This window comes from Caenimonas aquaedulcis (assembly GCF_015831345.1).
Classification (GTDB): Bacteria; Pseudomonadota; Gammaproteobacteria; order Burkholderiales; family Burkholderiaceae_C; genus Ramlibacter; species Ramlibacter aquaedulcis.
The window spans coordinates 1200399-1213516 of record NZ_JADWYS010000001.1 but is presented as its reverse complement, the minus strand read 5'-3'; the positions used below and the strand labels follow the sequence as shown (position 1 = coordinate 1213516).

Here is a 13118-nt window from a genome sequence, read left to right as displayed (position 1 = left end):
TCACCCGAGAAAGCCGACATGTCGAAGTTGCCGAAGGCCCTGCAGAACCTCTCCCTTCCCGTGATCGGCTCGCCGCTGTTCATCATCAGCAACCCGAAGCTGGTGATCGAGCAGTGCAAGGCCGGCATCATCGGCTCGATGCCCGCGCTGAACGCGCGGCCCGCCGCGCAGCTGGACGAGTGGCTGCACGAAATCACCGAGACGCTGGCTGCGTACAACCGCGCCCACCCGGACAAGCCCGCGGCGCCGTTCGCGATCAACCAGATCGTGCACAAGAGCAACGACCGGCTGGAACACGACATGGAGATGGTCGTGAAGTACAAGGTGCCGGTGATCATCACCTCGCTGGGCGCACGCACGGACGTGAACGACGCGATCCACAGCTACGGCGGCATCGTGCTGCACGACATCATCAACAACACCTTCGCGAAGAAGGCGATCGAGAAGGGCGCGGATGGCCTGATCGCCGTTGCCGCCGGCGCGGGCGGGCATGCAGGCGTGAAGAGTCCCTTCGCGCTGGTGCAGGAAATCCGCCAGTGGTTCGACGGCCCGATTGCGCTGAGCGGCGCGATCTCCACCGGCGGCGCGGTGCTCGCGTGCCAGGCGATGGGCGCGGACTTCGCGTATATCGGTTCGGCGTTCATCGCCACGCACGAGGCGCGCGCGAGCGACGCGTACAAGCAGGCCATCGTCGACGGGACCTCCGACGACATCGTCTATTCGAGCCTCTTCACCGGCGTGCACGGCAACTACCTCAAGCCGTCCATCATCGCGGCCGGGATGGACCCGGACAACCTGCCCGACGGCGACGTGAAGACGATGAACTTCGCGGGCGGCGAGGGCAGCAAGTCCAAGGCCTGGAAGGACATCTGGGGCTGCGGCCAGGGCATCGGTGCTGTGACGGAAGTGGTGGCTGCCGGGGCGCTGGTGGAGCGCCTGCGCCGCGAGTATGAAGAGGCGAAGCGCCGCCTGCTGCCGCGCGAGCAACTCGCGGCCGCGTGACCGGCCCGCGGCCGCGCTCAGTCGTGCGGCCGGAAGCGGATCGGGAATCGCGGCACGACACTCCCGTCGGTGTCGCGCGGCAGGACTTCCGTCTTGTCGATCGCGCGCAGCACGGCGTCGTCCCATGACTTGACGCCGCTCGATTCGAGCAGCCGCTTTCCGACGATGGTGCCGTCCGGCGCGACGCGGATCTCGACCTCCGTCGCCGGGTTGCCCGAGATCACATCGGTGAACACGATGTTCGGCTTGATACGTGCCGCGATGCGGCCCGCGTAACTCGCGGAAGGCCCGCTGGAGCGCAGCGCAGTGCCGCTCGAAGTGGGGCCGCCCGTCGCGTTGGCGAGGCCCTGCGCGCGCTTGATCTGCTCGTCGCGCCTGGCCTGCCGCTGCTTCTCTTCCTCCTGCTGCAGCTTGCGGGCCTTGGCCTGCTTCTGCTCGTCCTCGCGGCGCTTGCGCTCGTCGGCTTCCTTTTTCGCGGCGAGTTGTTCGCGCTTGAGGTCTTCCTGCCTTTTTCGCGCCTCGATCTTCTTTTGCCGCTCGAGTTCTTCCTGCCGCTCGCGTGCGAGCTCCTGCCGCTTCTTCTCGCGCTCCAGGGCGATGTCGGGCGCCTTGGGCGCGACGACGGGCGGGGGCGGGGGCGTCTCGACTTTCTGCTGCGGCTCGGGCGGCGGTGGAGGCGGCGGCGGCGGCTCGACCAGCTTCGGCGCGGCCTGCTGCGGCGTGCTCGACCAGAGCTCGGCTTCGGCGGACAGGTTCTCGACGTCTCGGTTCCAGCGGATGCCCCAGGTGAGCGCGGCCATGAGCAGCAGGTGCGCGATGACGGCGAGCACGAAGGCGCGGGTGACGCCGGGTTCGTGCGGCGGCGAGAAGTCGATCCGGTCGCTGCTCGCGGGCATCGCTATTTCGCCAGCTGGACGGACAGGCCGACGCGCTGGACGCCGGCGCGCTGCAATGCGTCCATCACCTTGACCACGTTCTCGTATTTCACGTTGCGGTCGGCGCTGATCACGACCGCGCTGCTGCCGGCGGGCTTGCCGGCCTGCGCCTGGAGGATGGTGGGCGCGATCGCTTCGATGGGCACGCGCGTGGTCCTGTCGGCGATCTTGACGTCGAGGCCTTCATCCTTGCCGATGACGACCTGGATCACCTGGTCCGGCTGGCGGGCGCCCTTGCCGACCGTGGGCAGGTCGATCATGCTGGGCGTGATCAGCGGCGCGGTGACCATGAAGATGATCAGCAGCACCAGCATCACGTCGATGAACGGGACCATGTTGATCTCGCTCATCGTGCGGCGGTGGCCGCGTCCGCGGTGGGCGGTGGCCGGCATCTAGTGTCCCGACGCGGATTGCGCGCCCAAGTTGCGCTGCAGGATGTTGGAGAACTCCTCGATGAAGGTCTCCAGGTGGATGGACACCCGGTCGATATCGCGCGCGAAGCGGTTGTAGGCGACGACGGCGGGGATGGCGGCAAAGAGGCCGATGGCTGTCGCGACCAGTGCCTCGGCGATGCCCGGGGCGACGGTGTTGAGCGTCACGTTCTGCAAGGCGCCCAGGCCGGTGAAGGCGTGCATGATGCCCCAGACCGTGCCGAACAGGCCCACGTACGGAGACACCGAGCCCACGGAAGCGAGGAAAGACAGGTGCGTCTCGATCGCGTCCATCTCGCGCTGGTAGCTCGCGCGCATCGCGCGGCGCGCGCCGTCGAGCAGGGCGCTGGTGTCGATCACGCGGCGCTCGCGCAGCTTCTGGTACTCCCGCATGCCGCTGGCGAAGATGCGCTCCATCGGCCCGGCGAGCTTGGCGTTCTGCGCGGCCGCCGCGAACAGGTCGTTCAGGCTGGTGCCGGACCAGAACTCCTTTTCGAAGTCGTCGTTCAGGCGGTTGACGCGCTTGAGCGAGAACAGCTTGCGGAAGATGGCCGCCCAGCTGGAGATCGACACGCCGACCAGCAGCAGCATGACGAGCTGGACCACCCAGCTCGCATTGAGCACCAGTTGCAGTATCGACAGGTCCGGATTCATCGTTCGAGGGCTTCCAGGAGTGTGGGCGGGATTCTCGCAGGCTTCAGGCCCGCTGCATCGACCCAGCCGATGCGGATCGTTCCGTCGCAAAGCAGGACGCGGGTGGACCGGTCCATGGCCTGCTGGGCAATTATGAGAGACGCCCGGCCCCTTTCTTCGATGCGGGCGGTAACAAGAAGTTCGTCGTCCAGGCGCGCGGGACGGTGGTAGCGGACGGAAGTTTCACCGACCACGAAGATTCCGCCGGTCGTTTCGCGCAGGCTGCTTTGCTCGATGCCCAGCGACCGCAGCCACTCCGTGCGTGCGCGCTCGAAGAACTTCAGGTAGTTCGCGTAGAAGACGATACCGCCCGCGTCGGTGTCTTCCCAGTAGACGCGGACGGGGAACTCGAAAGCCATCGCGATCAGGCGAGCATCGCGCGCAGGCGCGCCGCCGACTCCCGCAATTGCGCCATGGAGTTGGCGGTGGAAAAGCGGATGAAGTGCCCCGTCTCCGCTACGCCGAAGTCACGGCCCGGCGTGACGGCGACGTGCGCGCGCTTCATGACTTCGAAAGTGAAGTCCCAGCTGTCCTTGATGCCGAGCTTCTCGCAGGCACGGGAGCAATCGGCCCACGCGTAGAAGGCGCCGTCGGGAATGACGGGCACGTCGAGGCCCATTGCCTGCAGCTCGGGGATGAAGAAGTCCCTGCGCGCCTTGAATTCCGACCGGCGCCGCTCGTACTCCGCGAGACTCCCGGGTTCGAAGCAGGCCAGGGCGGCGTGCTGCGCGATCGCGCTCGGGCAGATGAAGAGGTTTTGCGCCAGCTTTTCGATCGCGAGCGCCACCGGTTCCGGCGCGACGACCCAGCCCAGGCGCCAGCCGGTCATGTTGAAGTACTTGGAGAAGCTGTTGATGCTGATGACCTGGTCGTCCAGCGCCAGCGCGCTGTGGCCGAAGGTGTCTTCGTAGCTGAGTCCCAGGTAGATCTCGTCGATCATCGTCACGCCGCCCCTGCGGCTCACCACGTCGTGGATGCGCCGAAGTTCGTCGGGGTGGATGGAGGTGCCCGTCGGATTGGACGGGGAGGCCAGCAGCACGCCTCGCGTGTTGCCCGTCCAGAGCTCCTCGATCTTCGCGGCGGTGAGCTGGTAGCGTTCCGCGGCCGTGGCGGGAATGCGCACCGGCTCGCCCTGCGCGACGGTGACGAAGTGGCAGTTGCACGGGTAGCTCGGGTCGGGCATCAGGATGCGCTCTCCGCGCTCGATCAGCGCGAGGCATGCCAGCTGCAGCGCGGCGGACGCGCCCGCCGTGACGACGATGCGCTTCGGCGAGACGTCGACCTTGAAGCGGTCGCGATACCACTGGCTGATGCGCTCGCGCAACGGCTCGAGTCCCGTGGCCTGCGTGTACTGGGTCGCGCCGTCGCGGATTGCACGGGCCGCGGCTTCCTGGACGAGCGGCGGTGCGGTGAAATCGGGCTCGCCGATGTTCAGGAAGATCATCGGGCGGTCGGTATGGGCGACTTCCCGCGCCAGCCGGGAGGCCGCCTTGGCGACTTCCATGACGTAGAAGGGTTCGATGCGTTCGATCAGGCTCGCGATTCTCATGGCTGAAATTAGATCACGCCCGGCGGGCTCAGGGCGTGGCGGCTTCGAGAGGCAGTGCGGTCTCGCCGACGGGCAGGTCCAGCCAGACGCCGCGGGCGGTCGGCGTGGTGGCCACCGGCGAGGACGCGGCGACGCGCCATCCCTTGGGCAAGTGCAGAGGCAGTGACTTGATCGCGGCAGGGCTGCGAACCAGCACGCGCGGCGTGCCGTCGGCCACCTGGACGTCCGCCTGTATCCCGTCGCGCGCTTCCCACCACCGCGCGAATTCGCCCAGCGGACCGATCCATGCGCCGGCTTCCTTCATGCGCGCGACGAAGGAATGCTGGAAGCGCAACTTGTCGTCCATCACGTTCGGGTGGATGAGCAACACGCACATGCCCCCGTAGGCCGACAGGCGCTGCGCGATCTCCAGTGCCCGCGGAAGCAGCGCCGTGTCCATCGGGCGCACCCGTTCGTCTTCGAGCGTGATGGGGAACTCCCATACAGGAACCGGCGCCTGTCCGTCGCGGTGGTGCGAGAGCTGGAAGGGCAGGTGCGAAAGCACGATGCCGGAAGCGACCGACGAGCTGTAGCGATAGCTTGTCGCCTGCAGGGCTTCGGGGAGAGAAAAGGGGTACTCGAGATAGCCGGGGCGAAACGCCTCCACCGCGCTGCCGGGCGCCGCGTGCTGGAGCAGGAACCGGCTCACGCGAAGCTCCGCGAGGAGCGTTCCGCCTTCGGTCTGCTCCCGGGACCGCACGAATGGCGCATAGGTCGGGTACTGTTCGCTGCCGGTCCCCATCGGGAATTTCGAGAAGACGGGCGAATGCGACACCGAGTGGCTCGCGATCTCCGCTCCTTCGCCCTGCAACGCGCGCACGCCGGCGATGCCGTCCGCACCGAAGAAGGCCTGGTCCACCCAGTCCCGCACGTACTTCGTCTGGATGAAGTACGTCGCGCGCACCTGCTGCGCCGCCTCGGCCTTCGCATACGCGAGGCCGTTGCGGATCGACTGGTTGTAGTCGACGTCGTGTGTCAGGACCACGCTGAGCGATTTGTCCTGCGGCACGGTGCCTAGCGTCACGGCGAGCGGCTCCGCTTCGCGGTAGAGCTGCCGCATCCAGCGCAGCAGCAGGTCCACGCCGGGTTCGTAGGCATTGATGTATTCGCGTCCCTGGCGGCGGCCCTGCTGCGTGGACGCGATGAAGGCGCCGACGTCCAGGCCCATGGCGTAGGCGCGGCCGGAGCCTGCGTGGTGCGAGGTCAGCGCAGCCTGCCCGTCCTCGAAGCGGGCCATGACCGTGGCGGTGCTCACACGCATCGCGTAGCCCGGCGAGCCTTGCGTCGCGCCGGCGCCGACGAGAGGGATGTCCTGCTCCTGGGGGGCGGTGAATCCCCACAGGGCCGCGGCCCCGGGGTCCCATGCGAGCTTCTTGCGGCCTTGCACGGCATCGACGCCCGCGAGCCCGAAGAGATCGTTCAATCCCGCGCCCAGGACCTCGAAGCCGACGAGCGTGCCGCCGCTCGTGACGTGCTGGCGCAAGGCGAGCGATGCCGCCGTGTCGACCCGGGCCCCGGAGATCGTCGGGTAAGCGAGGATCATGCGGTGCCGCACAGCCTCCTGCGCGTCGCTCGTAACGATGAAGGGGACCCCGATGCTCTTGAGGCCGAAGGCGAGTCCGAGCCAGGATGATGCAGGGTCGGTGAGATAGATTGCGAGCCTGCTCGAGCCGCCGACGGCAAAGTCTTGCGGCCGGGCCGAAACCGGGGTGATCCGTGCGGAAGCGCCCGGCGGACCGGACAGGCCGGGAATGCGCAGCACCGGATCGAGCGCGTGCCGAAGCAGCAATACGGCCGCCACGAGGGCCGCAGCCAGCAACGCCAGCCAGACTGCGCGGCTGTGCAGGAGCTTGGGCATCGCGGCGGTCAGCCCTTGGCTTTGCCGCTGGCCTTGTCCGCTTCCACCTCCGCGGCGCGCAACTGCGGCGCGAGGCCGTTGAGCACCGCGTTCACGTATTTGTGGCCGTCCGTGCCGCCGAATTCCTTCGCGAGTTCGATGCACTCGTTGAGTACCACGCGCCACGGAACGTCGGCTGCGTGCTTGAACTCCCAGGCGCCGATCCACATGACCGAGTGTTCGATGGGAGAGATTTCCTCGAGCTTGCGATCCAGCAGCGGGACGATGAGCGCATCGAGTTCCGCTGCCTCGTCCACGCAGCCATGCAGCAGCGCGTCGTAATGCACGGAGTCGGCCTTGTGGAAGCCGGCGAGGTCCCGGGTGAAGGTGTCGATGGACTGCGCGTCGTTGCGCCCGACGAGATATTGGTAGAGCGCCTGCAGCGCGAATTCGCGTGCGCGGCTGCGGGACGATTTGGACGACGCCTTGCGGGCGCCGGTGGACGTGCGCTTGTCGGCGCTCATCCGAGCTCGTCCAGCAGGTTGCACATCTCGACGGCCACGCGCGCGCCGTCGCGGCCCTTGTCCACCTGGCGGGCGACCGCCTGCTCCATGTTCTCCGTGGTGAGGATCACGTTGGCGATGGGCAGCTGGTAATCCAGCGAGATGCGCGTCACACCGGCCGCCGATTCATTGGCGACCAGCTCGAAGTGGTAGGTCTCGCCGCGGATGATGCAGCCGAGCGCGATGAGTGCGTCGTAGCGGTCCTTTTCCGCCATCGCCTGCAGGGCCACCGGCACTTCCAGTGCGCCCGGCACTTTCACGTGTTCGATGTCGCCCGCGGCAACGCCCAGCGCTGCGAGTTCCTCCAGGCAGGCGCGCGCGAGCGCGTCCGTGACGGATTCGTTGAAGCGTGCCTGCACGATGCCGATGCACAGGCCTTTACCGTCGAGCGGGCCGGACTGGCCCTTGTCTGCGCCGAACATGGATGGTGTCTTTCCTTGAAATTATTTCGGGGCGATGTGCCCGGTGATCTCGAGCCCGTAGCCGGCCATGCTGGGCATGCGGCGCGGGTTGCCCATGAGGTGCATCCGGTGCACGCCGCATTCGCGCAGGATCTGCGCGCCAATGCCGTAGGTGCGCAGGTCCATGCGGCCGCGCTCCGGCGCCTGCGAGGGGCGGGCGGTGCCTTCGAACTGCGCGAGCAGCTGGTGGGCGTCCTCGCCGCAATTGAGCAGCACGGCCACGCCCTGGCCCTGCGCCGCGATGTGCTTCAGGCTGGCGTCCAGGCCCCACGAGTGCATGGAGCGGTTGACCTCCAGCGCGTCCAGCACGGACAGGGGTTCGTGGACTCGTACCGGCACCGAATCCTGCGGCGACCACTTGCCGCGCACGAGCGCGAGGTGCAGGCCCTGGCTGGGTTTGTCCTTGAACGCGTGGGCGGTGAATTCGCCATACGCCGTCTGCAGCGGACGCTCGCCGATTTTCTCGACGAGCGTGTCGTGGCGGCTGCGGTGTTCGATCAGGTCGGCGATGGTGCCGATCTTCAGGCCGTGCTCCGCTGCGAACACCTGCAGGTCCGGCAGGCGCGCCATGGTGCCGTCGTCCTTCATGATTTCGCAGATGACGGCGGCGGGCGTGAGGCCGGCCATCGCGGCGAGGTCGCAGCCTGCTTCGGTGTGCCCGGCGCGCATCAGCACGCCGCCGTCCACCGCCTGCAGCGGAAAGATGTGGCCGGGCTGCACGAGGTCTTCGGCGCGCGCATCCTTCGCCACGGCGGCTTGCACAGTGCGTGCGCGGTCGGCGGCGGAGATGCCTGTCGTCACGCCTTCGGCCGCTTCGATCGAAACCGTGAAGGCCGTGGCGTGCTTGGTCCCGTTGCGCGTGGCCATGGGGGGCAGGCGCAGGCGCTCGCAGCGTTCGCGGGTGAGCGTAAGGCAGATCAGGCCGCGGCCGAAACGGGCCATGAAGTTGATCGCTTCGGCATTGACGTGCTCCGCGGCGAGCACCAGGTCGCCCTCGTTCTCGCGGTCTTCCTCGTCGACCAGGATGACGATGCGCCCCGCGCGCATGTCGGCGACGATGTCCTCCACCGGCGAGATGGGAACGGCGGTTCCGCTGGAGAGGGCTGTCATTCGGGGGCTTTCAAGGGGATCGCGCCGGCCGCGAGCATCCGCTCGACGTAACGCGCGATCAGGTCGATTTCGAGGTTCACCCGGCTGCCTTCGCGCAAGGCGTGCAGGGCGGTGTTTTCCACGGTGTGGGGAATGAGGTTGATGCTGATCTCGCAGCCGCGGTCGCTGTCGGTCGTGGAGTTGACGGTGAGGCTGACGCCGTTGACCGTGATCGAGCCCTTGTACGCGAGGTATTTGGCAAGGCTCCGGGGTGCGAGCACACGCAGCTCCCAGCTTTCCCCGACCTGCGCGAAGCGCGTCACCGAGCCCACGCCATCGACGTGGCCGGCGACGATGTGGCCGCCCAGGCGGTCGTGGGCGCGCAGGGCTTTTTCGAGGTTGATGGGGCCCGGCTCGGCCAGGCCCGCCGTCTTGTCCAGGGATTCGGCAGAGATTTCGATGTCGAACCGGCGCTGCGCGGGCTCCAGGCGCGTGACCGTCATGCAGGCGCCGTTGAGCGCGATGCTGTCGCCGAGGCCCACGTCATCGAGGTAGCCGGCAGGGCATTCGATTTGAAGGCGCTTGCCGTGCTGCAAAGAGCTACCCAGGTCGTGGACGGCGGCGATGCGCCCCACGCCGGTGATGATTCCGGTGAACATCCCCGCATTTTCGCAGGGAAATCAATGGAAGCTGTCCCGGCCGGGAATACGGGCGAGGATTCGCAGGTCGGAGCCGATGCGTTCGGTGGAGAAAAACTCCAGCTCCAGCGCCTCGGACAGGGAAGTGAGCGGCCCGAAATTCGCCATTCCGCGCCCTTCCCCCAGCAGCTTGGGGGCGAAGTAGGCGAGCAATTCGTCGACGAGGCCCTCCCGGATCAGCGAGCCATTGAGCTTGTGGCCGGCCTCGACGTGCAGTTCGTTGACCTCGCGCGAGGCGAGGTCCGACAGCATGGCCGCGAGGTCTACTTTTCCGCCGGGGCCCGGCAGGTGGACGACGGTCGCCCCAGCGGCTTCCAGCGCCGCCTGGCGCTCCTGCGAGTGCGCCGCGCAATAGACCAGCTTGCGCCGTGCGGGTTGCAGGATCAGCGAATCGACCGGAATCTCAAGGCGGCTGTCGACGATCACGACGTCCGGCTGGCGCCCCACGGGGACCCGGCGGACATCCAGGCGGGGGTTGTCCTCCAGCACGGTGCCGATTCCCGTCAGTACGGCGCTGGCGCGGGAGCGCCAGGCATGGCCGTCCGCCCGGGCCGCCTCGGAAGTGATCCACTGGCTGGCGCCATTGTTCAGCGCGGTGCGGCCGTCCAGCGAAGCGGCGATCTTCAGGCGGACCCAGGGGGTGCGGCGCACCATGCGGCTGAAGAACCCGATATTGAGTTCGCGCGACTCGGCAGCGCCTGGGCCGGTTTCCACCCGGACGCCCGCGGCTCGCAGGCGCGCAAAACCCTGGCCGGCGACGAGGGGGTTGGGGTCGGGCAGGGAGGCGACCACCTTCGAAACGCCCGCGGCGGCAAGCGCGTCGCAGCAGGGCCCGGTGCGGCCGTGGTGCGAGCAGGGCTCCAGCGTGACGTACGCCGTGGCGCCCTTCACTGTGCGGCCCCGGGCCGCGGCGTCCCTCAAGGCCATGATTTCCGCGTGAGCCTGTCCGGCCGCCTGGGTATGACCCTCGCCCAGGAGTTCGCCATCCGCCGACACGAGGACGCAGCCGACCCGGGGGTTGGGGTCGGACAGGCCGATGGCCTTCACGGCGAGCGCCAGGGCCCGGTTCATCCAGATGTCGGTGGGTTGCATGGCGGCTTATTTTGCTGCAATGCGACGGATGTCACGCCGCGCGAGCCACTTGGCGCGGCAAGCCGACCGGTTGTCGGGCGGGCGATGGCGCCGGGGACCGGCCCGGTTATGGTTCGGCCCATTCATGATGACTAGAGGATCGGGCATGCATCACGTCAAGACGAGGGGTTTCACGCTGATCGAACTGATGATCGCGGTGGCGATCGTCGCGGTCCTGACGAGCATCGCCTACCCTTCTTACACCAGCCATATCAAGAAGGGCGTGCGCCGCGCGGCGCAGGCCCAGATGATGGACCTCGCCAATCGCGAGCAGCAGTATCTGCTGGCCAACCGGGCCTATGCCTCTTACAGCACGCTGACGACGGCGGGATACGGCTTCCCCAGCGACCTCAGCGCCAAGTACACGCCCAGCATCACGACCGCCACATCGACTTTCACGATCACCTTCACGGCCATCGGCACCCAGGCGAGCGACGGCAACCTGACGCTCAACAGCTCCGGGGTCAAGGCGCCCGCTTCCAAGTGGTGAGAGCCATGCGCAGTATCTCTTCGCGCCAGGCTGGCGCATCCATGGTCGAAATCCTGGTCACGATGGTGATCATCGCCTTCGGGTTGCTGGGGATGGCCGGTCTGCAGGTGCGCATGCAGACCTCCGAACTCGAGTCCTACCAGCGCAGCCAGGCGTTGCTGCTGCTCAACGACATGGCCAATCGCATTGCCGTCAACCGGAACAATGCATCGAGCTACGTCATCGCGGCGACGTCGCCGACTGGAACCCCCGTGACCTGTCCGACCACGACATCGACTACCGTGCAGCGCGACCTGGGCGAGTGGTGTCAGGCCCTGCAGGGCGCGGCCGAAACGTCCGGTACCTCCAAGGTCGGCGCCATGATCGGCGGCCGGGGCTGCGTGGAACTGGTCGGTTCCGACTACATGATCACCGTGGCGTGGCAGGGCATGACCCCGATCTCCGCGCCGCCGACGTCGGTGGCATGTGGCGCCAATGCGTACGACTCGCCCGGGACGCCCTGCATCAACGACTTGTGCCGCCGGGTCGTGACCACGCTCGTGCGGATAGCGACGCTATGAACCGGGTCCAACGCCTTCGCGCGCAGTCGGGCTTCAGCCTGATCGAGTTGATGGTGTCGCTCGTGATCGGGCTGTTCATCGCGATCGCCCTGGTGTCGCTGCTGATCAATGTCAATCGCAACAACAGTGAGTTGAGCAAGACCAACCGCATCATCGAGAACGGGCGGTTCGCCGTGCAGATGTTGACTGCGGATCTCGGCCACGCGGGGTTCTGGGCGGGGCATGTGCCCAAGTTCGACGACCTGACCAATACGGCCGTGCCGACCGACGTACCCACGGGCATACCCAACCCCTGTGTTTCGCTGGCCATTTGGGGCGACCCCTACAAGACGAACCTGCTGGGTATCCCGGTGCAGGCCTACGAAATTCCTTCGCCCGTTCCGTCACCGACACTTTCTGTGTGTGCGACGAGGGTGCTGAACCCCCAGCCGAACACCGACGTCCTCTTCGTCCGCCATGCGGAGACCTGCATCGCCGGCGTGGACACCAATTGCCCAGCACAAGTCGTCGGAGATGTTTACTTCCAGGAAGCTCTGTGCACGACAACGACCTCCGTTAACTACACGACGACGGTTTCCATCATTGGAACGGACACGTTCACGCTGAAAAAGCGCGATTGCACGACGACCGCGGATTTGTACAGGTTCGTCTCGAACATGTATTACATCCGGGACTACGCTGTCACGGCGGGCGACGGAATTCCCACTCTCATGCGATCTCAATGGAACGGAACCAGCTTCCCCGCTGCACAAGCGGTCGTGGAAGGCGTTGAGGGTTTTCGTGTCGAGATCGGCGTCGACAATGTGAGCGACAGCGGCGCGGCCGCCAACTTCACGCAGGCGGTCATCTGGGCCAATAACGCCAATCTCAATTCTCCGACGAACCGTGGCGACGGATTGCCGGATGGGGCCTACATACGATGCACGACCGCAGCCCCCTGTACCGTCGCACAGTTGATGAACGCTGTGGCCGTGAAGGTCTACTTGCTGGTCCGAAGCGAAAACAAGTCGCCAAACTTCATAGACGGTAAGGCTTATTGCCTGGCCAGTAGCTGCCCGACGGCGGCGGACAAGATGGGGCCGTTCAATGACGGATACAAACGGCATCTATTCATGCAAACGATCCGGCTGACCAACGTCTCATCGCGGAGGGAGACGCCATGATGCGATCTGCCCAGCGCGGCGCGACGCTCATCATCGGGCTGATCATGATCGTGCTCATCACGCTCATCGTGGTGAATGCCTTTACCCTCAGTTCGTCCAACATGAAATCGGTGGGAAACATGCAGGCGCGAGACGAGTCCCTGGCCGCCGCGAACGAGGCGTTGGAACTGGTGACGAGTTCGGCATTCACGGACTCGCCAGTGGCGCAAGCAATCAACGTAGACCTGAACAAGGATGGCACCACCGATTACTCGGTGGATATCGCGCAACCGGTGTGCGCGCGCGCGACCGCGTCGACGACAGGCGGGCCCAGCGACGTGGAGCTTGGCGCAGCGCTGACGTCGTCGGCCAAATGGAATACCGAGTGGGATTTGCAGGCGACCGTTTCGGACGCACTTACCGGTGCGAAGGTCATCGTCAGGCAGGGCGTGCGCGTCCTGCTGACGGATACGCAGAAAACCGCAGTTTGCCCGTGAC

Annotated in this window: 16 protein-coding genes; 5 read left to right on the top strand and 11 right to left on the bottom strand. The window is 66.6% G+C overall.

Translation table 11 applies throughout. The features are described from left to right. Positions 1–18: 18 nt before the first annotated feature. Positions 19–1002 carry an NAD(P)H-dependent flavin oxidoreductase gene (locus I5803_RS05805; RefSeq protein WP_196985440.1) on the top strand — a complete coding sequence of 328 codons (984 nt, stop codon included), beginning with the start codon at positions 19–21 and terminating at the stop codon, positions 1000–1002. A 17-nt stretch (positions 1003–1019) separates the two neighbouring features. Here I5803_RS05805 and tolA read toward each other — a convergent pair whose 3' ends face one another. The 11 genes from tolA to ribD are packed head-to-tail and all read right to left on the bottom strand — an operon-like array spanning position 1020 to position 10389. Further along, positions 1020–1898 (bottom strand): cell envelope integrity protein TolA, encoded by an 879-nt coding sequence (tolA, locus tag I5803_RS05800; protein ID WP_196985439.1) that lies wholly within the window; start codon positions 1896–1898, stop codon positions 1020–1022. A gap of 2 nt (positions 1899–1900) precedes the next feature. Then, positions 1901–2329, bottom strand: coding sequence for an ExbD/TolR family protein (locus I5803_RS05795; RefSeq protein WP_196985438.1), 429 nt, complete (start codon positions 2327–2329; stop codon positions 1901–1903). After that, a complete protein-coding gene (gene tolQ / locus I5803_RS05790; RefSeq protein ID WP_196985437.1) occupies positions 2330–3022 on the bottom strand; it encodes a protein TolQ in 693 nt (230 codons plus the stop codon). Further along, the gene (ybgC, locus tag I5803_RS05785) at positions 3019–3420 is read right to left on the bottom strand and encodes a tol-pal system-associated acyl-CoA thioesterase (protein ID WP_196985436.1); all 402 of its coding nucleotides are present in this window, start codon (positions 3418–3420) and stop codon (positions 3019–3021) included. Before ybgC ends, tolQ begins: the two co-directional genes overlap by 4 nt. Positions 3421–3425: 5 nt before the next feature. Next, positions 3426–4610 carry a pyridoxal phosphate-dependent aminotransferase gene (locus I5803_RS05780; RefSeq protein ID WP_196985435.1) on the bottom strand — a complete coding sequence of 395 codons (1185 nt, stop codon included), beginning with the start codon at positions 4608–4610 and terminating at the stop codon, positions 3426–3428. A gap of 28 nt (positions 4611–4638) precedes the next feature. Then, the gene (locus I5803_RS05775) at positions 4639–6507 is read right to left on the bottom strand and encodes a polysaccharide deacetylase family protein (protein ID WP_196985434.1); all 1869 of its coding nucleotides are present in this window, start codon (positions 6505–6507) and stop codon (positions 4639–4641) included. Between the two features lie 8 nt (positions 6508–6515). Beyond that, positions 6516–7010 (bottom strand): transcription antitermination factor NusB, encoded by a 495-nt coding sequence (gene nusB / locus I5803_RS05770; RefSeq protein ID WP_196985433.1) that lies wholly within the window; start codon positions 7008–7010, stop codon positions 6516–6518. Continuing rightward, the gene (ribH, locus tag I5803_RS05765; RefSeq protein WP_196985432.1) at positions 7007–7471 is read right to left on the bottom strand and encodes a 6,7-dimethyl-8-ribityllumazine synthase; all 465 of its coding nucleotides are present in this window, start codon (positions 7469–7471) and stop codon (positions 7007–7009) included. Before ribH ends, nusB begins: the two co-directional genes overlap by 4 nt. A gap of 21 nt (positions 7472–7492) precedes the next feature. After that, positions 7493–8620: a bifunctional 3,4-dihydroxy-2-butanone-4-phosphate synthase/GTP cyclohydrolase II gene (gene ribBA / locus I5803_RS05760; RefSeq protein WP_196985431.1), complete on the bottom strand. Its 1128-nt coding sequence runs from the start codon at positions 8618–8620 to the stop codon at positions 7493–7495. After that, the gene (locus I5803_RS05755) at positions 8617–9258 is read right to left on the bottom strand and encodes a riboflavin synthase (RefSeq protein ID WP_196985430.1); all 642 of its coding nucleotides are present in this window, start codon (positions 9256–9258) and stop codon (positions 8617–8619) included. Before I5803_RS05755 ends, ribBA begins: the two co-directional genes overlap by 4 nt. A 21-nt stretch (positions 9259–9279) precedes the next feature. After that, the gene (gene ribD, locus I5803_RS05750) at positions 9280–10389 is read right to left on the bottom strand and encodes a bifunctional diaminohydroxyphosphoribosylaminopyrimidine deaminase/5-amino-6-(5-phosphoribosylamino)uracil reductase RibD (protein WP_196985429.1); all 1110 of its coding nucleotides are present in this window, start codon (positions 10387–10389) and stop codon (positions 9280–9282) included. A gap of 145 nt (positions 10390–10534) precedes the next feature. On the opposite strand from ribD, the gene I5803_RS05745 reads away from it, so the two are divergent. Genes I5803_RS05745 through I5803_RS05730 form a run of 4 tightly spaced genes read left to right on the top strand, consistent with a single transcriptional unit; the run spans position 10535 to position 13117 of the window. Then, positions 10535–10918 (top strand): type IV pilin protein, encoded by a 384-nt coding sequence (locus I5803_RS05745; protein WP_196985428.1) that lies wholly within the window; start codon positions 10535–10537, stop codon positions 10916–10918. Between the two features lie 5 nt (positions 10919–10923). After that, positions 10924–11478, top strand: coding sequence for a type IV pilus modification protein PilV (pilV, locus tag I5803_RS05740; RefSeq protein WP_196985427.1), 555 nt, complete (start codon positions 10924–10926; stop codon positions 11476–11478). After that, the gene (locus I5803_RS05735; RefSeq protein WP_196988470.1) at positions 11475–12641 is read left to right on the top strand and encodes a PilW family protein; all 1167 of its coding nucleotides are present in this window, start codon (positions 11475–11477) and stop codon (positions 12639–12641) included. The genes pilV and I5803_RS05735 overlap by 4 nt, the downstream gene beginning before the upstream one ends. Further along, the gene (locus I5803_RS05730; protein WP_231402343.1) at positions 12638–13117 is read left to right on the top strand and encodes a pilus assembly PilX family protein; all 480 of its coding nucleotides are present in this window, start codon (positions 12638–12640) and stop codon (positions 13115–13117) included. The genes I5803_RS05735 and I5803_RS05730 overlap by 4 nt, the downstream gene beginning before the upstream one ends. The last annotated feature ends 1 nt before the right edge of the window (position 13118 follow it).

Excerpts from the sequence above, each read along its gene's own strand:
- I5803_RS05805 (WP_196985440.1), top strand. The coding sequence starts at position 19 with ATGTCGAAGTTGCCGAAGGCCCTGCAGAACCTCTCCCTTCCCGTGATC.
- tolA (WP_196985439.1), bottom strand. The coding sequence starts at position 1,898 with ATGCCCGCGAGCAGCGACCGGATCGACTTCTCGCCGCCGCACGAACCC.
- I5803_RS05795 (WP_196985438.1), bottom strand. The coding sequence starts at position 2,329 with ATGCCGGCCACCGCCCACCGCGGACGCGGCCACCGCCGCACGATGAGC.
- tolQ (WP_196985437.1), bottom strand. The coding sequence starts at position 3,022 with ATGAATCCGGACCTGTCGATACTGCAACTGGTGCTCAATGCGAGCTGG.
- ybgC (WP_196985436.1), bottom strand. The coding sequence starts at position 3,420 with ATGGCTTTCGAGTTCCCCGTCCGCGTCTACTGGGAAGACACCGACGCG.
- I5803_RS05780 (WP_196985435.1), bottom strand. The coding sequence starts at position 4,610 with ATGAGAATCGCGAGCCTGATCGAACGCATCGAACCCTTCTACGTCATG.
- I5803_RS05775 (WP_196985434.1), bottom strand. The coding sequence starts at position 6,507 with ATGCCCAAGCTCCTGCACAGCCGCGCAGTCTGGCTGGCGTTGCTGGCT.
- nusB (WP_196985433.1), bottom strand. The coding sequence starts at position 7,010 with ATGAGCGCCGACAAGCGCACGTCCACCGGCGCCCGCAAGGCGTCGTCC.
- ribH (WP_196985432.1), bottom strand. The coding sequence starts at position 7,471 with ATGTTCGGCGCAGACAAGGGCCAGTCCGGCCCGCTCGACGGTAAAGGC.
- ribBA (WP_196985431.1), bottom strand. The coding sequence starts at position 8,620 with ATGACAGCCCTCTCCAGCGGAACCGCCGTTCCCATCTCGCCGGTGGAG.
- I5803_RS05755 (WP_196985430.1), bottom strand. The coding sequence starts at position 9,258 with ATGTTCACCGGAATCATCACCGGCGTGGGGCGCATCGCCGCCGTCCAC.
- ribD (WP_196985429.1), bottom strand. The coding sequence starts at position 10,389 with ATGCAACCCACCGACATCTGGATGAACCGGGCCCTGGCGCTCGCCGTG.
- I5803_RS05745 (WP_196985428.1), top strand. The coding sequence starts at position 10,535 with ATGCATCACGTCAAGACGAGGGGTTTCACGCTGATCGAACTGATGATC.
- pilV (WP_196985427.1), top strand. The coding sequence starts at position 10,924 with ATGCGCAGTATCTCTTCGCGCCAGGCTGGCGCATCCATGGTCGAAATC.
- I5803_RS05735 (WP_196988470.1), top strand. The coding sequence starts at position 11,475 with ATGAACCGGGTCCAACGCCTTCGCGCGCAGTCGGGCTTCAGCCTGATC.
- I5803_RS05730 (WP_231402343.1), top strand. The coding sequence starts at position 12,638 with ATGATGCGATCTGCCCAGCGCGGCGCGACGCTCATCATCGGGCTGATC.